This is a genomic window from Amycolatopsis sp. NBRC 101858 (genome assembly GCF_030269325.1).
Taxonomy (GTDB): domain Bacteria; phylum Actinomycetota; class Actinomycetes; order Mycobacteriales; family Pseudonocardiaceae; genus Amycolatopsis; species Amycolatopsis ponsaeliensis.
The window spans coordinates 652,113-670,451 of sequence record NZ_BSTD01000002.1; the positions used below are offsets into that span (position 1 = coordinate 652,113).

The following is an 18,339-nucleotide window of genomic DNA, read 5'->3' on the forward strand; positions in this document are numbered from 1 at the left end:
ACCTAAAATGAGTACCAGTCGGAGGTGCGGTGCGAACAGACCCCGGAGGGATCGCTCTCAAGCGACGCCCGCCACACACGGGCCGCGCACTCGGCCTCCTGGCCGCCCTCGGTGTCCTCGTCCTCCTGTGCCTGCTGAGCGTCTGGCTGGGCTCGAAGGAGATCTCGTTCGGCGCCGTCTGGCAGGTGCTGTGGCACGACGACGGCTCCGCGGACGCGGTGATCATCCACAGTGTCCGGATGCCGCGGACGCTGCTCGCGGTCCTCGTGGGCGCCGGGCTCGGGCTGGCCGGCACGGTGATGCAGGCGCTGACCCGCAACCCGCTCGCCGACCCGGGGCTGCTCGGCGTCAGCGCCGGGGCCGCGTTCGCGATCGTCTTCTCGGTCACCGTGCTGGGGATCAGCTCGCTCTACGGCTACATCTGGTTCGCCTTCGCCGGCGCGCTGCTCGCCACGGCGGTCGTCTACTACCTCGGCACGCGCGGGCGGGCCGGGTCGAGCCCGGTCAAGCTCGCGCTCGCCGGCGCCGCCGTCACGGCGTTGCTCTCGTCGTTCACCAGCGCGATGGTGCTGTCGGACCCGGTGGCGCTCAACCGCTACCGCTTCTGGTCGGCCGGCTCGCTTTCCGGGGTGGACGCGACCGCGTTGCTGCAGGTCCTGCCGTTCCTCGTGGTCGGCGTGGTGCTGGCGATCGCGAGCGGCCCGGCGCTCAACAGCCTGGCCCTCGGTGACGACGTCGCGATCGCCCTCGGCCGCAAGCTCGGCCCGCTGCGGCTGCGCGGCGCGCTGGCGATCACCCTGCTGACCGGCGCGGCCGTCGCCGTCGCCGGGCCGATCGTGTTCCTCGGCCTGATCGTCCCGCACGCGGTGCGGTTCGTGCTCGGCCCGGACCACCGCTGGCTGCTGCCCTACACCGCGGTCCTCGCGCCGTGCCTGCTGCTCGCCGCGGACATCCTCGGCCGGGTCATGGCGCGGCCGAGCGAGATCCGCGCGGGCGTGATCGTCGCGTTCCTCGGCGCGCCGTTCTTCATCTACCTGGTCCGCCGCCGCAAGCTCGTGGAGTCCTGAGATGAGCCTGCTGCAGATCCGAAGCGACCGGGTCGCGTTTCGCGCCGGCGCGGTGTCCGGCCGGGTCAGACCGCGACTGCTGCTCGTCTCCGTCGTCCTCGCGGTGTTCGTGTTCGTGCTGTTCTGCCTGGGCATGACGATCGGCGACGTGCCGATGACCGTGTCCGACGTGCTGTCCGGCCTGTTCGGCAGCAGCGACAGCGGGAACGGCTACATCGTGCAGGAACTGCGCCTGCCGCGGGCGCTCACCGGGCTGCTGGCCGGGCTCGCGTTCGGCGCGTCCGGCGCGGTGTTCCAGACGATCACCCGCAACCCGCTGGCCAGCCCGGACATGATCGGCATCAACGCGGGCGCGGCCACTTTTGTCGTGGCGGGCATCGCGTTCGGCTTCGGCGGCGGCCTCGGCACGACCACCCTCGGCCTCCTCGGCGGCCTGCTCACCGCGCTGCTGGTCTACGCGCTGGCGTGGCGGCGCGGCACCACCGGGTACCGCATCCTGCTGGTCGGCATCGGGATCTTCGCGATGTGCACCAGCCTCACCGACTACCTGCTGAGCCGGGCGCAGATCACCGACGCGCAGGCGTCGATCGGCTGGCTGGTCGGCAACCTCGCCAACCGCGGCTGGGAGCACGTCGTGCCGCTGTTCGCCGCGCTCGTCGTGCTGTTCCCGGTGGTGCTGGCGCTGTCGCGGTGGATGCAGACGCTACTGCTCGGCGATGACGTGGCCGCCGGGCTGGGCACCCCGGTGCAGCCGGTCCGGCTCGGCCTGCTGCTCGCGGGCGCCGGGATGGTCGCGTTCGCGACGGCGTCGGCGGGCCCGATCTCGTTCGTCGCGCTGACCGCACCGCAGATCGCGCAACGCCTCGCCCGGCTCTCGTCCCCGCCGATCACGGCGTCCGCGCTGACCGGCGCGGTCGTGGTGCTGGGCAGCGACATCATCGCGCGCTCGCTGACGGCGTCGGCACTCCCGGTCGGCATCGTGACCGGCGTGCTCGGCGCTCCCCTGTTGCTCTGGCTGCTGGCCAGGGCCAACCGATCCGGCTCCGGAGGCTGAAGATGACACCGTCCCTGCGAGTGCAGGACCTCCGCGTCGCCTACGACGACCGGGTCGTCATCGACGGCCTCGACCTCGACATCCCGCCCGAGCAGATCACGGCGATCGTCGGGCCGAACGCGTGCGGGAAGTCGACGCTGCTGCGCACGCTCGCCCGGCTGTTGACGCCGAAGTCGGGCGGGGTGTACCTCGACGGCCGCTCGATCCACGACCTGCCGACCCGCCAGGTCGCCCAGCGGCTCGGGATCCTGCCGCAGTCCCCGGTGGCGCCGGAGGGCATGACGGTGGCCGACCTGGTCGGCCGCGGCCGCGCCCCGCACCAGAGCTGGTGGCGGCAGTGGTCCACATCGGACGAAGGCGCGGTCGCATCGGCCCTGGAGGCGACTTCGATGACCGACCTGGCGGACCGCCCGGTGGACGAGCTCTCCGGCGGCCAGCGGCAACGGGCGTGGATCGCGATGGCGGTCGCACAGGGCACGCCGGTGCTGCTGCTGGACGAGCCCACGACGTACCTGGATCTCGCGCACCAGATCGACGTGCTGGACCTGGTGGTCGACCTCAACCGCACCGAGGGGCGGACGGTGGTGATGGTGCTGCACGACCTGCCACAGGCGTGCCGCTACGCCGACCACGTGATCGCGATGAAGTCCGGGCGGGTCGTGGCATCGGGCAAGCCGGTGGAGGTGATCACGGAGGAGCTGGTGGACGAGGTGTTCGACGTCCGCTGCCAGGTGACCCCGGACCCGGTGAGCGGAACGCCGATGGTGATCCCGATCAGCCGCCACCACCCGGCACCGCTCACTTGACGAACTAGCGCGCCTTGGTCCGGATCGCCTTGTAAGCCTGGAAGAGGTCATTCATCCGGTGCCGCAATGTAGGTCCACGCAACCGGCAGCAAGACAAGTCGGTCCAGGCATCTGTCGGCCGTGGACTCACTGGTCGAGCGGAGAATCACCTGGTGACCTTTTGCGCAAAGCCCTGACCGAGCTCTCGGCAAAGCCTCGATCCGGCTCATTTTCGACCCGTTCGCCGTAGCGGCCGCGGTGGTCCGCCCGCTCGGGTACCACTTGGGCCCTGCAGCAAGAACCGCTATCCTGGGCTTGGCCCGCCTCGTGTCGTTCCGAGGCCGTCCGGCCGCCACCCCACCTTTGGAGCTGACCTGTGTTCGTGCTGCCCGAAACCACCACCGGATCCGAGCGCCGCCTGCTGGAGGCGACGATGGACCGCCAGCGCCGCGCGGTCGCCGACACCGCGCGCGGCCTGTCCCACGCCGATGTCCGGCGGCGGCTGGTCACGTCCCTGACCACGCCGATCGGCCTCGTCAAGCACGCCGCGATGGCCGAACGCCGCTGGTTCCAGCTCCTGCTGATGGGCCTCGCCGAGTCCGAGTGCGACGGTCCCACGACCCCGGGCGACGCCAGTTTCGCCGTCGCCGACGACGAAAGCCTCGACGACGTGATCGCCGAGTTCGAGCGGGCGAGCGCACGCTCCCGCGAGATCGCGGCCCGCTTCGAACTCGACGACACCTGGACGCACGACGTCCTCGGCGAGGTCAACCTGAGGTTCGTCTACCTGCTCCTGATCGAGGACTTCGCCCGCCACGCCGGGCACAGCGACATCCTCCGGGAGCAGCTCACCGCGCGCTGACGGCGTGATCGCAAGGAAGCAGGGACGGGTCCGCGGCGCAGCGCACTCGCGGCCGCGGCACGCCAACGGTGATCTCGCTCGGCCACCGCCACCCGGCGACGCGAAGACCTCGGCGAACGGTCGCCGGAGGCTCGCACCGCGTCCAGCGCGGCAACATTTCTCGGAGCGCGAGAGCTTGACCGGCGAACTCCGGGTGGAGTCCGCGGTACACGCGAACGCGAATGGCCCTCGGGGACCGGTCTCCGAGGGCCATTCCGCCGCACTCACCGCGCGCTGACGGCGTACTCCCCCTCGGGCGCCGCGACCACGCGCCGATCCACAATGGACTGCAGGATCTCCCCCACCCGCACCGCGGTGTTCGACAGCAGGGACGACGTGATCCCGTGCGTGTGCTCGGTGCCGCCCTGCAGGTAGATCCCGCCGCGCAGGGGCGGCTCCGTCGTCAACCGGTAGTCGCGCTCGACGCGCAAGCGCCCCTCGTCGTCGCGCAGGCACCCTGCGGCGAGCTCGCCCAGCAACGGTGTCGGGTCCGCCGGGCGGTAGCCCGTCGCGTACACCACCGCGTCGGCTTCCAGCACCGTCTGCGCACCCGTTGTCAGGGACTCGATCGTCACCGTTCCCGTGCCCGTCACCTCGACCGGGCGCGAGACGTTGAACAGCCGCAGCCGCTCCACGCCCAGCACCTTCTCGCGGTACACCCGGCGGTACAGCTCGTCGATCAGGTCGATGTCGACGGCCGAGTAGTTCGTCGCACCGTGGTAGCGCATCAGGCGGTCCTTGACCGGCTCGCCCGCGCGGTAGAACTGGTCGACGGCCTCCGGGTCGAAGATGCGGTTCGCGAACGAGCTGTCGTCGGCCGGGCTGTAGCCGTAGCGTGCGAACACCGCGCACACCTCGGCGCGCGGGAACTCGTCGTGCAGCAGCGCCGCGACCTCCGCCGCGCTCTGCCCGGCACCCACCACCACGAACCGGCGAGGATCGGTGCCGCGCAACGCGTCCACGCGGAACAGCAGCTCGCTGTTGTGCCAGACCCGGTCGCCGGCGGTGACGCCCTCGGGGAGCTGGGGCCGCAAGCCCGTGCCCACCACCAGGTTCCGGGCGCGCAGCGACGAACCGTCCGAAGCCTCGACGTCGAAGTAGGCGACTTCCGCGCCGTCGTAGACCGGCTTCACCGCGACGACCTCGGTGCCGTAGGAGACGACGTCGTCGACCTTCGCGGCCGCCCACTCGAAGTAGTCGTGGAACTCGACGCGCAGCGGGAACAGGTTCTTGTGGTTGATGAAGTCGACCAGCCTGCCCACCGAGGAGAGGTAGTTGAGGAAGCTGAACTCGCTGGTCGGGTTGCGCATGGTGACCAGGTCCTTGAGGAACGACACCTGCATGGTCGCGGTGTCGATCAGCATCCCGCGGTGCCAGCCGAAGCGCGGCTGCCGCTCGAGGAAGTGCGCGGTCACCGGCTCCCCCGGGCCCGCGTTGTGCTCGGCGAGCGCGATGGCGAGGGCCAGGTTCGACGGGCCGAAGCCCACCCCGACGACGTCGTAGATCGGGATCCGTTCGCCGGCCTCTGCAGTCATGTTGCTCCCTTGCGCGCTCCGGTACCGTTCAGGGAACCCTAACCTAACTTAGGCGAGCCTCGCCTAGTACGTTCGTGGTGATGTTCGTCCCCCGATCACGAAAGGGCACTCTCGAATGCGCGTGGCGATGTTCGGCTACCAGACCTGGGGGCACCGGACCCTCCAGGCGCTCATCGACGCCGGTCACGAGGTCGCCCTCGTGGTCACGCACCCGAAGAGCGACCACGCCTACGAGCGGATCTGGGCCGACTCGGTCGCCGACCTCGCCGACGCCAACGGCATCCGCGTCCTGCTGCGCAACCGGCCGGACGACGCCGAGCTGCTGGCCGAGCTGAAGACGGCGGACCTCGACCTGATCGTGGCGAACAACTGGCGCACGTGGCTGCCGCCGGAGATCTTCGAGCTGCCGCGCCACGGCACCCTGAACATCCACGACTCGCTCCTGCCGTCCTACGCCGGCTTCTCCCCGCTGATCTGGGCGATGATCAACGGCGAGCCGGAGGTCGGCGTGACGGCCCACATGATGGACGGCGAGCTCGACGCGGGCGACATCGTCCTGCAGCGCGCGATCCCGGTCGGGCCGGCGGACACGACGACGGACCTGTTCCACCGCACGGTGGACCTGATCGCGCCGATCACGGCCGAAGCGATCTCGATGATCGAGACCGGCTACACCCCGGTGCCGCAGGACCGCACGAAGGCGAGCTTCTTCCACAAGCGCGCGGCGCGGGACAGTCTCATCGACTGGACGTCTTCGCCCGCCGACATCGAGCGTTTCGTGCGCGCGCTGTCCGACCCGTACCCGAACGCGTTCACCCACCACCGAGGCGAACAGCTCCGGATCCTGCGCGCGTCGGTGTCCCAGGGGCACTACGGCGGCACGCCGGGCCGGATCTTCATCCGGGAGGGCGAGGGCGTGGTGATCGTGGCCGGGCCGGACGCGCGCCGCGGGCAGTCTCCTGGTCTGCTGGTGGAGCGCGTCCGCACCGCCGACGGCACGGAACTCGCCGCGGCCGACTACTTCAAGACGATGGGGGGCTACCTGACGGACCGGCCTTGACCGGTCGGCAGTCCTTGCCCTGCCCGGTCTCCGGAGGACGCGGATCGGCGGCCTCCGGCAGACCGGTCATCGGGATGCCCCTTGGCCGCCGACCGGCCCGGCGCCAGGATGGCGCGCATGGGCGAGATCGGCTTCCTCGACGAGCACCGGACCTGGGTCCTCACCGGCGAGACGACCACCTACGCCCTCCGGCTCGGCGAGGACGACGTCCCCACTCACCTCTACTGGGGCCCGAAGCTGCGCATCGAAGACGTCCCGCAGCTCATCGACAAGCCCCTCCCGTGGTGGGACGGCTTCAACGACCCCGGCGAAGGTCTCGACGAACTCGCCGCCGACGGCGGGACCAAGTACTGGACCCCCGCCCTGCAGGTCCGCTTCACCGACGGCACCCGCGCCCTCGAATGGCGCTACCGGAACCACGAAATCGACCAGGACCACCTGCGGATCCACTGCGAAGACCGCCACTACCCCCTCCGGATCACCCTCCACTACCGCCTGAAGTCCGAGGTCATCGAGCGCTGGACCGAACTGACCGCCGACACCGGCGTCGACGTCACCAGGGCCGACTCCGCGACCTGGGTGCTTCCCGTGCGCGACGACTACCGGCTCAGCCACGTCACCGGCCGCTGGGCCGCGGAAACCCAGCTCCGCCGCACCCCCGCGCCGCACGGCGAGACGACGTTCGCGAGCCGGCGCGGGATCACCGGGCACCACGCCAACCCGTGGGTCATGGTCGACGACGGCACCGCCACCGAGCGCCACGGCGAGGTCTACGGCGTCGCCCTCGCCTGGAGCGGGTCCTGGCGGCTCACCGTCACCCGGTCCTCCACCGGCCGGATGACCGTCAGCGGCGGCTTCGGCCAAGACGGCGTCACCCACCACGTCGGGCCCGGCACCCCGCTGATCACGCCCGTCATCGCGGGCCTCTACACGAACGGCGGCTTCGGTGCCGCGAGCCGCGCCTGGCACAGCTACGTCCGGGAGCACGTCCTGCCCCACCCGCGGGAACTGCGCCCGGTGCTCTACAACTCCTGGGAGGCAACGGGTTTCGACGTCGACGAGGCGAACCAGCGCACCCTCGCCGAACACGCCGCCGCCCTCGGGGTCGAACTGTTCGTCGTCGACGACGGCTGGTTCGGCGCGCGGACCGGCGACCACGCGGGCCTCGGCGACTGGCACGTCAACCGCGACCGCTTCCCCGGCGGCCTCGAGCCCCTCGTCGACGCCGTGCACGGGCTCGGCATGAAGTTCGGCATCTGGGTCGAGCCCGAGATGGTCAACCCCGACAGCGACCTCTACCGCGCCCACCCGGACTGGGTCCTGCACCACCCGCACCGGCGCCGGTCCGCACTGCGCAACCAGCTCGTCCTCAACTTCGCCCGGCCGGACGTCCAGGAGTGGGCGCGCGACTGGCTCGACCGGCTCGTCGGCGACCACGGCATCGACTTCCTCAAGTGGGACATGAACCGCCCGTTCAGCGAAGCGGGCTGGCCGGGTGACCCGGACCCGGACCGACTCTGGGTCGAGCACACGCGCGCGGTGTACTCGCTCATGGACCGCCTCCGCCAGGACCACCCGGGCCTGCGCATCGAAGCGTGCAGCGGCGGGGGCGGCCGGATCGACCTCGGCGCGCTCGCCCGCGCCGACCAGGTCTGGACGTCGGACAACACCGACGCCCTCGACCGGCTGCGGATCCAGCACGGCTACGGCCAGCTCTACCCGGCGCGCGCGATGTCGGCCTGGGTCACCGACAACCCGAACTTCGTCACCGGCCGCTCGGTGCCGCTGCGGTTCCGGTTCCACGTCGCCATGGCGGGCGTGCTCGGCGTCGGCGGCGACATCGCGCGCTGGCCCGGCGACGACCTCGCGCTCGCCCGCGAGCTGATCGCGCTCTACCAGGACATCCGGCCCGTGGTCCAGCACGGCGCGCTGTACCGGCTGCGGCCGCCCGCCGACGACGGCGTCACGGCGCTCCAGTACGTGCACGAAGACCGAACCGTCGTCTTCGCCTACCGGCAGGCTGCGCACTTCAACGCGCCGGAGCGCCCGCTGCGGCTCGACGGCCTCGATCCCGCTGACCGGTACGTCGATTCGGACGCCGGCACCACGTACAGCGGGGCCGTGCTGCTCGCCCGCGGGCTGCCCCTCGGCCTGCCGACCGGCGACTTCGCCAGCGTCGTCGTCCGATTGCAGCGAAAGATCTGATCTCTCGCCGGATCACTGCGGGATTCGACGGGATTCGACGCTTGACACCGCATCAGAGGTCCGATCAAATGCGTCGTACATCACATATGGTGGGTGGCATGCGGGAGGAACGATGAGGCGGTCCCTGGCGCTCGGAGCGGCGCTGCTCCTGGCCGTGAGCGGATGCTCGGTCGGCTCGAACACCGGCGGCAGCGGCGGCGAGCCGGAGATCACCTTCCTGACCTTCGAAACGCCGAACCTCACGCCGGCCTACTGGGACGCCGCCATCAAGCGCGTCACCGACAAGAACCCGGGGATCAAGGTCAAGAAGCTCGTCGCCCCGACGGCCGACGGGCGGACGTCGTACGCGAAGCAGCTCCTGCAGTCGGGCCAGTTCCCGGACGTGATGATCGCCGTCGACTCCGCGGGCTTCGCCGAAGCGGGCAACCTCTACGCGTGGACGCCGGACGAGCTCAAGGACTTCCAGTTCCCCGACGCCAATCCCGTCAAGGGCAAGTACTACCAGCTGCCGGCGAACACCCAGACCATCCCGCCGATCTACTACAACAAGAAGATGTTCGCCGACGCGGGCATCACGGCGACGCCGAAGACGTGGGCCGAACTGGTGGCCGACGCCGGCAAGCTGAAGGACAAGGGCAGCACGCCGTTCACCATCGGCGGCGGCAAGGACGGCTTCCCGTCTTCGATGATCCTCTCCGGCCTGGTCAGCACCGAGGTCTACAACACGATCCCCGACTGGCTGGCCCAGCGCCGCCAGGACAAGGTCAAGTTCACCGACCCCGCGTTCCAGGCGGCGTTCTCGAAGCTCGCCGACCTCGCCGCCAAGGGCTACGTGGACAAGACGAGCGTGTCCCGCGACTACGCGGCGACCGAGCAGGCCTTCCTCGACGGCAAGAGCGCGATGTACCCGATGGGCAACTGGTTCGCCGCCAACGCCGACACCAAGAAGCACGACTTCGAAGTCGGTGTGTTCGACTTCCCCACCGAAGACGGCAAGCTCGTCGTCCCGGCCTACACCGGCGGCGGCATGATCGTGAACGCCAAGGCCGCGAACCTCGACGCCGCCAAGAAGTTCGCCCTCGGCTTCCAGCTCGACAAGGACCAGCTCGACGCGTCGGTCAAGGCGGACGGCCTGTTCCCCGCGATCAAGGGCTACACCCCGCCCCCGGACGTCGGCCCGGCCTTCAAGGCCGGCTACGACCTCTACACCCAAGCCGTGCAGCAGAACGCGGTCGTGCACGCGTTCCGGTGGGAGACCGCCGACGACGGCCTGCTGCCCGGCATGAAGGACAAGGTCGACCAGGCCGCCCAGGACGTCATCACCGGCCGCAAGTCCGTGGCCGACGCGTGCGCGTTCCTGGACACCGAGTGGGCGAAGGCGGGCTGACCCACATGGCCGCCGTCGTCAGTCCACCCGCTCCCCCGAAGCCGCGCCGGGCGCCGTCCCCGAGCAGGCGGCGCAAGCCGATCCTGCCGCGGCTGGGGCACTTCGCGTCGTTCGGTGCCCCGGGCGTGCTCGTCTACCTGTGTTTCGTGCTGGCCCCGATCCTGATCAGCTTCGGGTACAGCCTGACGAACTACAACCCGTTCAACCCGCCGGTGAAGTTCGTCGGCCTCGACAACTACAAGCTGCTGTTCACCGACGACCAGTTCCTCACGGCGTTGAAGGTCACCACCGTCCTGACGCTGATCGTGGTGATCGTGCCGAACGTGCTGGGTCTCGGTGTCGCCCTGCTGCTGGACCGGAAGGGCTGGCTCTACAACGCTTTGCGCAGCGTGTTCTTCACGCCGGTGATCCTCAGTTCGGTCGTCGTCTCGATCGTCTGGTCCCGGCTGCTCGACGACCAGGGCCCGCTCGACACCCTGCTGCGGTCGCTGGGGGTCGAGCACCCGCCGGGCTGGCTGTCCGACCCGGAAGTCGCGCTGTACTCGGTCGCCTCGATCGTGTGCTGGCAGATGCTCGGCTTCTGCGTCGTCGTCTACCTCGCCGGGCTGCAGGGCGTGCCCGCCGAACTGCTGGAGGCGGCCGAGATCGACGGCGCCGGGCCGCTGCGGCGGTTCCGCGCCGTCACCTGGCCGCTGCTCGCGCCGTCACTGACGATCAACACCGTCGTCCTGCTCATCTCGGCGTTCAAGACCTACGACTACGTCAAGGTGATCACCAACGGCGGCCCGGGATCCGGCGCCACCGCGACGATCGCGTTCGACGTCCTGCAGACCGGCTTCGACTCGAACCACGTCGGGTACGCGTCCGCGATGGCCGTGCTGATGCTGGTGATCGTCGCGGTCGTGACCACCGTCGTGCTCGGCTTCCTCCGCCGCCGGGAGGTGGACCTGTGACCCGGGCCTGGCTGCGGCCGACGGCCGCGCTCGTCGTCGGCGCCGTGTTCTTCGTGCCGCTGTACCTGGTGCTGACCAATGTGTTCAAGCAGGGCGATCTCATCGCGAAGGACCCCGCGTCCCTCCCGCTGCCGCCCACGCTCGCCAACATCCACGCCGTGCTGACCCGCCCGGACGGCCTGTTCTGGGTCAGCCTGACCAACAGCGTCGTCGTCACCGTGCTGTCGATCCTGGTGCTGACCGTGCTGTCGGCGATGCTCGGCCACTACCTGGCGCGTTCGGGCAAGCGGTGGACGAAGGTCCTGACGCTCGTCCTGCTGGCCGGGCTGATGATCCCGCCGCAGGTCATCCTCATCCCGATCACCGACGTCCTGCGCGTCACCCACCTGATGGCGACCCTGCAGGGACTGGTCCTGTTCAACGTCGGGTACTACGTGCCGTTCGGTGTGTTCGTGTTCAGCGGGTTCATCCGCGGGGTCCCGGTGGAGCTGGAAGAGGCGGCGCTGCTCGACGGCGCGAGCCGGATGCAGGTGTTCTGGCGCGTGGTGTTCCCGCTGCTGCGCCCGGCGACGGCGTCGGTGCTGATCTTCCTCGGCGTGTGGATCTGGAACGACTTCATCGACCCGCTGATCATCCTCGGCCCGAGTCAGGGCACCACGATCACGACCGGCATCTACCGCTCGATCGGCCAGTACCAGGCCGACCTCGGGAGCGTGTTCGCGCTGATGTTCCTGGCCACGCTGCCGGTGCTGATCTTCTACCTGGCCTTGCAGAAGCAGTTCGTCAAGGGCCTGACCGGCGGCGCGACCAAGGGTTAGCGGAGCGGGACGACGCCGGTGCCCAGGCTCCCGGCGATCCGTCGGTAGGTGGGGTGTTCCCGCGGCTCGGCCACGCCGTACACGGCGGAAAGCAACTCGGCGAGGTCGGTCAGCAGGTCGGACGCGGTCAGCTGCGGCGGGTCGTAGATCCGGCCAGGCGGCTTGAAGAACAGGCGGCACGGCACGTCTTCGCCCGCGCCAAGCGTGGGCTGCCGGTAGTCGACGGCCAGTTCGCGGCACCCGACGCGGTGGAACGGCGCGGGGTCGGTGCCGGGGCCGATTTCGGCGTACCAGCCGCGGACCTCCGGCCGGTCGGCGAGCAGCCTTTGCTCGAGGCGGGCGACGAGTGCCGGGAACCGGCCCGAACCGCGCAGCGGGCCCGTGAGCGTGACGTAGCCCAGCAGCGCGGCGGCGGTCAGCGCGTGGAACGACGCCATGCCCGACGGCTCCGGGTCGGCAGGCTCCGCACGCAACGCCCACAGGTGGTAGCCCGGCTGGGCAACCGCGCTCCGGAATTCGTCCTCGCCGACGGCCGTGGGCCCGGGCGGGAACGCGATCCGGTAGACGTCCAAGGTCCGGGCGAAGTCCGGGTCGTCCGCGCCGCCGACCGCGTGCACGTCGAGCGGCCGGGCGGCGTCGTGGCCGACGTAGCGGTCCAGGGGCAGCCGGCCGACGTCGTCCCGCGCGCTCAGGTGCGCGGCCATGCACCGGTACTCGGCGGAGTCCACGGGACGTTCGATCCGCATGGCCCACCGCAGGTATTCCCGCACGACCAGGATGATGGCGGCGGCCGGGACACGTTCCCGCCAGGCCGCTGACAGCGGCTTGCCGATCAGGATCAGCCCGGTCACCGGAGCCTGCCCCGGCGAGAGCGCGGGCTGCCGGTACGGAAAGTCGAGGCCGACGTAGCCGTACCGGTGCCAGATCAGGGCTCGCGCAACCGGATCGAGGTTGTCGGCCATGGCCGACACCGCGCGCGGGTCGTTCATCTCGGCCACCACGCCGGCGAGTTCGCGCCCGCCGGCGGAGGCGTCGGCGGCCAGCACCGCTTCGATGTGGTCGACCAGCGCGCGGCCGACGCCCCGGCCGCGCACGTCGGGTGAAACGAGCAGGTACTCGATCACGCCCGCGGCGGGGTCGGCCAGGTAGTCGGCGATCACGGCGCCGGCCAGCAGGTCGCCGACGAACGCGAGGACGATGTGGTAGTTGTTCGCGCCGTACCAGCCGTGTTCCTTCAGCCGCAGGTAGCCGGCCATGTTCGCGAGCGACTCGCGTTCGTCCGGATCGGGGAAGAGGCCGACGTAGAGGGTCCGGTGGAACTCGGCCAGCGCGGCGAGGTCGTCCCGGTGGGCGGTGAGCTCCCGGAAGGTGATCACCGCCCGTCGTCCTCGCCGATCGAGCCGAGCAGCCGCTGGAAGTCCCGCGAGCCGAGCGCGGGATCCCCGGGCACGAGGAAGCCGGACTTCTGCAGCAGTTCGAGCTTGCCGTGGCGCTCGCGGACGTAGGCGGCCTTGTGCGCCAGGCTGTCGAGGTTGTACTCGATTGCGTCGACGTTGGTCAGGTCCGTGTGTTCCCAGAGCAGGTAGCAGTCGTGCAGCCGCGGCGGCCGGCCCTCCGGGACGTCTTCGGTGGCCCACCAGCACTGCCAGATGTAGGCGGAGTAGAAGTCCGGGACCTCGATCATCGGGTCGATCCGGTGGTGGTCGGCTTCCAGCAGCAGGCAGTAGTCGAACTCGCCCTGCCACCGGGCGGCCGCGGCACCCAGCGCCGGGTTGCGCGTCATCAGGTGGGACCGGTGGCAGAGCAGCGCGGTGACCTCGGCTTTGAGCGCGCCGACCCCGCGCTCCTGGAACATCGGCATGATCCCGCTGCGGATCGCCCGGCCCTTCTCGCCGACCGCGGCGACGAGGATCGAGTTCGCTTCGTCGCCGCGGCCGAGCTGGCCCAGGAAGAACCGGGACCGGTCCGGCCCGTCCTCGCTGGTGAAGTCCCACGACGGTGCCCACTCCTCGAACCCCGCGTAGGTCCACTGCTGGATACCGTTGCCGCGCACCGGATCCGAGCCGCCCCGGGCGCGCTCCCACCACCCGGCGTTGAGCAGCACGGCGGGTGAGAACACGCCGGTGACGCGCACCGGCTCCGGGTGGCGCGGCGGCCGGTTCGCCGGACCGAGCCGGGCGCGGAGCTGGTCCACGTCCAGCACCTTCGGCATCCGGTCCCGGCGAGGCACCGACGAAGGCATGCCCCCGACGAACTCGGTCGTGTGGAGCACCTTCTGCAGCAGCAAGGTCAGCGGGTCCACGATCTCGGCCCGGATGATGTCGGCGATCAGCCCTGGCCGGTAAGGGATCCCGCAGCTGATCTTCAGGGGGCCGACGCCGCCCGAAATGTGCCACAAGGATTCGGTGCCCGAAACTTCGCTCCGGTTGACCGTCATGTCTCCGCCCGTCCGCTCGATCGCTGAACGGTCATAGGTCGGAGCCGTACCGGATGTCGTTACACCGGCGGTGAATCCGGGATCAGGTGAGGATCTTGACCATCGTGTCGGACTCCGCGGAGCCCGCGCCCACGACCTCGTAGCCTTCCGCGAGGTACAGCCGCTGCGCGAAGTTCTTCCGTTCGACGCTCAGGGCGATCCGCCCGATGCCCGCTTCGACGGCGCGCGCTTCGATCGCCCGCAGGAGCGCCCGCCCGACGCCGCGTCCGCGCCAGGGAGCGGCAACGCCGATCGTCAGCTCGGGGACGTCGGCGGCGACGAACCCGTACCCCGGTTCCTCCGGCGGGAAGAAGCGCAGCCAGGCCGCGCCGACGCGTTCGCCGTCCGCTTCGGCGACCACGCCCAGGTCGTCGTCCCGGGGCCACCCGGCGATGTAGTGGGCGGTGTTCGGCGCCGCCAGCACCCGGCGCCGGCTCTTCTTCTTCCACTCCGGCGACCAGTTGACGGCCGCCACGAGCATGTCGGCGAGGAAGTCGCCGTCGTCGCGAGCCGCCTCGCGGACGATCACAGCTCGCGGACCTTGCCGCCGTCGACTTCGAGACGGCGGGTGACGTGCACGGCGTCGAGCATCCGGCGGTCGTGCGTCACCAGCAGGAGCGTGCCCGGGTACTTGTCCAGCGCCGCTTCGAGCTGCTCGATCGCCGGCAGGTCCAGGTGGTTGGTGGGCTCGTCCAGCACCAGCAGGTTCACGCCGCGCGCCTGCAGCAGGGCCAGCGCGGCCCGCGTGCGCTCGCCCGGCGAGAGCGTCGCCGCGGACCGCAGCACGTGCGCGGCCTTGAGCCCGAACTTGGCCAGCAGCGTCCGGACGTCGGCGTCGGCCAGCTCCGGCACCTCGCGGGCGAACGCCTCGGCGAGCGGGACGTCGCCGAGGAACAGCCGCCGCGCCTGGTCGACCTCGCCGACGACGACGCCGGGGCCGAGCGTCGCGCTGCCTTCGTCCGGGTCGAGCCGGCCGAGCATCGCGGCGAGCAGCGTCGACTTGCCCGCGCCGTTCGCGCCGGTGATGGCGACCTTGTCCGCCCAGTCGATCTGCAGGTCGACCGGCCCGAGCGTGAACCCGCCGCGCCGGACGACCGCGCCGCGCAGGGTCGCGACCACCGCACCCGCCCGCGGGGCCGCGGCGATCTCCATCCGCAGCTCCCACTCCTTGCGCGGCTCCTCGACGACGTCCAGGCGCTCGATCATCCGGTCGGTCTGCCGGGCCTTCGACGCCTGCTTCTCGGTGGCCTCGGTGCGGAACTTGCGGGCGTTCTTGTCGTTGTCGGGCTGCTTCCGGCGGGCGTTCTTGACGCCCTTTTCCATCCACGCCCGCTGCATCCGGCCGCGCGCTTCGAGCGCGGCCTTCGTGTCGGCGAACTCCTCGTAGTCCTCCCGCGCGTGCCGGCGCGCGACCTCGCGTTCTTCGAGGTAGGCCTCGTAGCCACCGCCGTAGACGTTGACCTGCTGCTGCACGAGGTCCAGCTCGACGACGCGGTCGACGGTCCGGGCGAGGAACTCGCGGTCGTGGCTGACGAGCACGGTCGCCGACCGCAGCCCGGACACGAACCGCTCCAGCCGGGCCAGGCCGTCCAGGTCGAGGTCGTTGGTCGGCTCGTCGAGCAGGAAGACGCCGTAGCGGCTCAGCAGCAGCGACGCGAGCCCGGCGCGCGCGGCCTGCCCGCCCGAGAGCGAGGTCATCGGCTGGTCCAGGTCGACGGCGAGCCCGAGGTCGGCCGCCACTTCGGCGGCTCGTTCGTCGAGGTCGGCGCCGCCCAGGTCGAGCCACCGGTCCAGCGCCACGGCGTAGCGGTCGTCCGCGCCGGTTTCGCCCGCGGTGAGGGCTTCGGTCGCCGCGTCGAGGTCCGCCTGCGCCGCGGCCACGCCGGTGCGCCGGGCCAGGAAGGCGCGCACCGACTCGCCTGCACGCCGCTCGGGCTCCTGGGGCAGGTGCCCGACGGTCGCGGTCGGCGGGTTCAGCCGGATCTCGCCGTCATCGGGTTTGGCGAGCCCGGCCAGCGTCCGCAGCAGCGTCGACTTCCCGGCGCCGTTGACACCGACCAGGCCGACGACGTCGCCGGGCGCGACCACGAGGTCGAGGCCGGAGAAGAGGATGCGGTCACCATGGCCCGCGGCCAGGTCCTTCGCGACGAGAGTTGCGCTCATGAGGTGGCCAAGTCTACGGGGCCGTGCTGAACTGTCAGATCATGGTCAAACCCACCGACTGTGTGTGTCCGGTGGCGCTTTGATCACTCAGTGTGGGTAATCTGTTCGGTTGTCGATACCCCCGAGCAGTGAGGTGAAACAGCATGGGCGAATCCGCTCCCCCGGTCACCCTCGGCCGCAGGCCGAAACCGAGGGAAGGCCGCCCGTCCGCGCCCCGGCCCACGGTGAGCCGGCGGCGCGAGGTCAGCCACGCCAGCGCGCGGTCGCTGCTGATGACCGTGCTCGGCGAGTACACGCTGCCGCGGGACCAGCCGGTCTGGACGTCGATGCTGGTCGAGGTGCTCGGCATCCTCGACATCGAGGAGAAGTCGGCGCGGCAGGCGCTGGCCCGCTCCGCCGCCGAGGGCTGGATGGTCTCCGAGCGCGTCGGGCGCCGCGTGCGCTGGTCGCTGACGCCGCCGGGCCGCCGGCTCCTGACCGAAGGCGCCGAGCGGATCTACGCGTTCGGCCGCGAAGAGCGCCCCTGGAACGGCCAGTGGCTGATGCTGATCGTCTCCGTGCCGGAGGCCAAGCGCGACCTGCGCCACCGCCTGCGCACGCGCCTGACCTGGGCGGGCTTCGGCTCGCCCGTCGCCGGTGTGTGGGTCAGCCCGGACCTGAGCCGTCAGCGGGAGGCCCAGCAGATCGTCAGCGAGCTCGGCCTCGACGCCCAGGCGATGTCGTTCACCGCCGGTTACGGCGAAGTGGGCGAGCAGGAGACGATGGTCGCCCGGTCGTGGGACCTGACCGAGCTGAAGGACCGCTACGAGGACTTCATCGACCGGTTCACCGGCCTGCACCCCACCGGCGGCCGCGCGGTGCTGCGCGCGCAGACCGAGCTGGTGCACGAGTGGCGGCGGTTCCCGTTCCTCGACCCGCAGCTGCCCGCCGAGCTCCTGCCGGCGAAGTGGAGCGGGACGAAAGCGGCGGAACTGTTCCATCACAAACACGTCGACTGGCGCCCGGAGGCCCAGCAGTATTGGGACGACATCGTCGCCGCCGAAGAACAAGGGTGAACATGACCGACCAGGCCCGCCTCGACCGTGACGGCGGGCTCGCCGTCCTGACCATCGACGCTCCGCCGCTGAACCTCTACACGGCTTCCCTGCAGTCTTCGCTGTCGTCGGCGCTCGATGCGCTGGAGCAGGCGCCCGCGCGGGCACTGCTGATCCGCGCCGAGGGCAAGATCGTCAGCGGCGGCGTGGACGTCTCGCTGTTCGACGCGCAGGGCTCGCCCGCCGAGGCGAAGGTGCTCTTCGACGAGATGCTCGCGGTGCCGGACCGGATCGCGGCCCTGCCGTTCCCGACGGTGTTCGCCGCGCACGGCCTGTGCCTGACCTGGGCGTTCGAGGTGGCCGTGGCGTGCGACATCATCCTCGCCGCGACGCGCGCGAAGTTCGGGCTGGTCGAGAAGGTCGTCGGGCTGACCCCGACCATGGGCGGCACCCAGCGGCTCGCCGCGCGGGCCGGCGTCGGGCGCGCCAAGGAGTTCGTGATGACCGGCGACACCTACGACGCCGCGACGCTCGAGCGCTGGAACGTCGTCAACCGCGTCCTGCCGGACGAGGGTTTCGACGAGGCGGCTCGGGCGTTCGCCGCGCAGCTGGCTTCCGGTCCGACCCAGGCCCACGCGGCGACCAAGCGCGTCCTCGACCACTTCTCCGCCGGCGGTGTCCCGGAGGCGAACGCAAACATCACGTCGATCGCCGCGGAGCTGTTCGAAACCGAAGACCTCCGGGGCGCCGTGAAGTCGTTCCTTGCCGACGGACCCGGGAAGGCGACCTTCACCGGGCGGTGAAACCCCCGTTCGGACAACGGCTTCGGCCGTTCGGGCGCGCGCCCGTTTCGTCTTGATCGATGTGGTCTGGACCTGTTGTCCCGGCGCGGGTTACATTC

At 70.8% G+C, this 18,339-nt stretch carries 16 protein-coding genes; 11 read left to right on the plus strand and 5 right to left on the minus strand.

The genetic code is table 11. The features are described 5' to 3' along the window. The first annotated feature begins 29 nt into the window (after window positions 1–29). The 4 genes from QSK39_RS16255 to QSK39_RS16270 all read left to right on the plus strand — a co-directional run bounded on the left by QSK39_RS16255 (window position 30) and on the right by QSK39_RS16270 (window position 3,768). Window positions 30–1,067: a FecCD family ABC transporter permease gene (locus tag QSK39_RS16255; protein WP_285478571.1), complete on the plus strand. Its 1,038-nt coding sequence runs from the start codon at window positions 30–32 to the stop codon at window positions 1,065–1,067. 1 nt (window position 1,068) lies between these two features. Next, the gene (locus tag QSK39_RS16260) at window positions 1,069–2,121 is read left to right on the plus strand and encodes a FecCD family ABC transporter permease (RefSeq protein ID WP_285478572.1); all 1,053 of its coding nucleotides are present in this window, start codon (window positions 1,069–1,071) and stop codon (window positions 2,119–2,121) included. A 2-nt stretch (window positions 2,122–2,123) separates the two neighbouring features. Next, a complete protein-coding gene (locus tag QSK39_RS16265; protein WP_285478573.1) occupies window positions 2,124–2,927 on the plus strand; it encodes an ABC transporter ATP-binding protein in 804 nt (267 codons plus the stop codon). A 355-nt stretch (window positions 2,928–3,282) separates the two neighbouring features. Then, window positions 3,283–3,768: a DinB family protein gene (locus QSK39_RS16270; protein ID WP_285478574.1), complete on the plus strand. Its 486-nt coding sequence runs from the start codon at window positions 3,283–3,285 to the stop codon at window positions 3,766–3,768. A gap of 263 nt (window positions 3,769–4,031) precedes the next feature. On the opposite strand, the gene QSK39_RS16275 is transcribed toward QSK39_RS16270, so the two are convergent. Continuing rightward, entirely contained in the window at window positions 4,032–5,342 is a 1,311-nt protein-coding gene (locus tag QSK39_RS16275; protein ID WP_285478575.1) for a lysine N(6)-hydroxylase/L-ornithine N(5)-oxygenase family protein, read from the minus strand. 115 nt (window positions 5,343–5,457) lie between these two features. Between QSK39_RS16275 and QSK39_RS16280 the strand changes: the two genes are divergently transcribed. The 5 genes from QSK39_RS16280 to QSK39_RS16300 all read left to right on the plus strand — a co-directional run bounded on the left by QSK39_RS16280 (window position 5,458) and on the right by QSK39_RS16300 (window position 11,765). Beyond that, window positions 5,458–6,402, plus strand: a complete 945-nt coding sequence (locus tag QSK39_RS16280) for a methionyl-tRNA formyltransferase (protein WP_285478576.1) — start codon at window positions 5,458–5,460, stop codon at window positions 6,400–6,402. A gap of 117 nt (window positions 6,403–6,519) precedes the next feature. Then, entirely contained in the window at window positions 6,520–8,607 is a 2,088-nt protein-coding gene (locus QSK39_RS16285) for an alpha-galactosidase (RefSeq protein ID WP_285478577.1), read from the plus strand. A 112-nt stretch (window positions 8,608–8,719) separates the two neighbouring features. Then, a complete protein-coding gene (locus QSK39_RS16290; RefSeq protein WP_285478578.1) occupies window positions 8,720–9,994 on the plus strand; it encodes an extracellular solute-binding protein in 1,275 nt (424 codons plus the stop codon). Beyond that, window positions 9,976–10,947, plus strand: coding sequence for a carbohydrate ABC transporter permease (locus tag QSK39_RS16295; protein ID WP_353051059.1), 972 nt, complete (start codon window positions 9,976–9,978; stop codon window positions 10,945–10,947). Before QSK39_RS16290 ends, QSK39_RS16295 begins: the two co-directional genes overlap by 19 nt. Continuing rightward, window positions 10,944–11,765, plus strand: coding sequence for a carbohydrate ABC transporter permease (locus tag QSK39_RS16300; RefSeq protein ID WP_285478580.1), 822 nt, complete (start codon window positions 10,944–10,946; stop codon window positions 11,763–11,765). The genes QSK39_RS16295 and QSK39_RS16300 overlap by 4 nt, the downstream gene beginning before the upstream one ends. Here the strand turns inward: QSK39_RS16300 and QSK39_RS16305 are convergent. The 4 genes from QSK39_RS16305 to QSK39_RS16320 form a co-directional block, all read right to left on the minus strand. Further along, a complete protein-coding gene (locus QSK39_RS16305) occupies window positions 11,762–13,141 on the minus strand; it encodes a GNAT family N-acetyltransferase (protein WP_285478581.1) in 1,380 nt (459 codons plus the stop codon). The genes QSK39_RS16300 and QSK39_RS16305 overlap by 4 nt on opposite strands. After that, the gene (locus QSK39_RS16310; RefSeq protein WP_285478582.1) at window positions 13,138–14,202 is read right to left on the minus strand and encodes a hypothetical protein; all 1,065 of its coding nucleotides are present in this window, start codon (window positions 14,200–14,202) and stop codon (window positions 13,138–13,140) included. The genes QSK39_RS16305 and QSK39_RS16310 overlap by 4 nt, the downstream gene beginning before the upstream one ends. Before the next feature lie 82 nt (window positions 14,203–14,284). Further along, window positions 14,285–14,770, minus strand: coding sequence for a GNAT family N-acetyltransferase (locus tag QSK39_RS16315; protein WP_285478583.1), 486 nt, complete (start codon window positions 14,768–14,770; stop codon window positions 14,285–14,287). After that, entirely contained in the window at window positions 14,767–16,404 is a 1,638-nt protein-coding gene (locus QSK39_RS16320) for an ABC-F family ATP-binding cassette domain-containing protein (protein WP_285478584.1), read from the minus strand. The genes QSK39_RS16315 and QSK39_RS16320 overlap by 4 nt, the downstream gene beginning before the upstream one ends. Window positions 16,405–16,547: 143 nt before the next feature. Between QSK39_RS16320 and QSK39_RS16325 the strand changes: the two genes are divergently transcribed. Both QSK39_RS16325 and QSK39_RS16330 read left to right on the plus strand, forming a co-directional pair. Then, on the plus strand, window positions 16,548–17,459 hold the full coding sequence (locus tag QSK39_RS16325; RefSeq protein ID WP_285478585.1) for a PaaX family transcriptional regulator: 912 nt from the start codon (window positions 16,548–16,550) through the stop codon (window positions 17,457–17,459). 2 nt (window positions 17,460–17,461) lie between these two features. Continuing rightward, the gene (locus QSK39_RS16330) at window positions 17,462–18,241 is read left to right on the plus strand and encodes an enoyl-CoA hydratase/isomerase family protein (RefSeq protein WP_285478586.1); all 780 of its coding nucleotides are present in this window, start codon (window positions 17,462–17,464) and stop codon (window positions 18,239–18,241) included. Window positions 18,242–18,339: the final 98 nt, after the last annotated feature.

Coding starts and splice junctions, on each gene's coding strand:
- QSK39_RS16320 (WP_285478584.1), bottom strand. CDS start 16,404: ATGAGCGCAACTCTCGTCGCGAAGGACCTGGCCGCGGGCCATGGTGAC.
- QSK39_RS16310 (WP_285478582.1), bottom strand. CDS start 14,202: ATGACGGTCAACCGGAGCGAAGTTTCGGGCACCGAATCCTTGTGGCAC.
- QSK39_RS16325 (WP_285478585.1), top strand. CDS start 16,548: ATGGGCGAATCCGCTCCCCCGGTCACCCTCGGCCGCAGGCCGAAACCG.
- QSK39_RS16260 (WP_285478572.1), top strand. CDS start 1,069: ATGAGCCTGCTGCAGATCCGAAGCGACCGGGTCGCGTTTCGCGCCGGC.
- QSK39_RS16330 (WP_285478586.1), top strand. CDS start 17,462: ATGACCGACCAGGCCCGCCTCGACCGTGACGGCGGGCTCGCCGTCCTG.
- QSK39_RS16290 (WP_285478578.1), top strand. CDS start 8,720: ATGAGGCGGTCCCTGGCGCTCGGAGCGGCGCTGCTCCTGGCCGTGAGC.
- QSK39_RS16265 (WP_285478573.1), top strand. CDS start 2,124: ATGACACCGTCCCTGCGAGTGCAGGACCTCCGCGTCGCCTACGACGAC.
- QSK39_RS16280 (WP_285478576.1), top strand. CDS start 5,458: ATGCGCGTGGCGATGTTCGGCTACCAGACCTGGGGGCACCGGACCCTC.
- QSK39_RS16275 (WP_285478575.1), bottom strand. CDS start 5,342: ATGACTGCAGAGGCCGGCGAACGGATCCCGATCTACGACGTCGTCGGG.
- QSK39_RS16285 (WP_285478577.1), top strand. CDS start 6,520: ATGGGCGAGATCGGCTTCCTCGACGAGCACCGGACCTGGGTCCTCACC.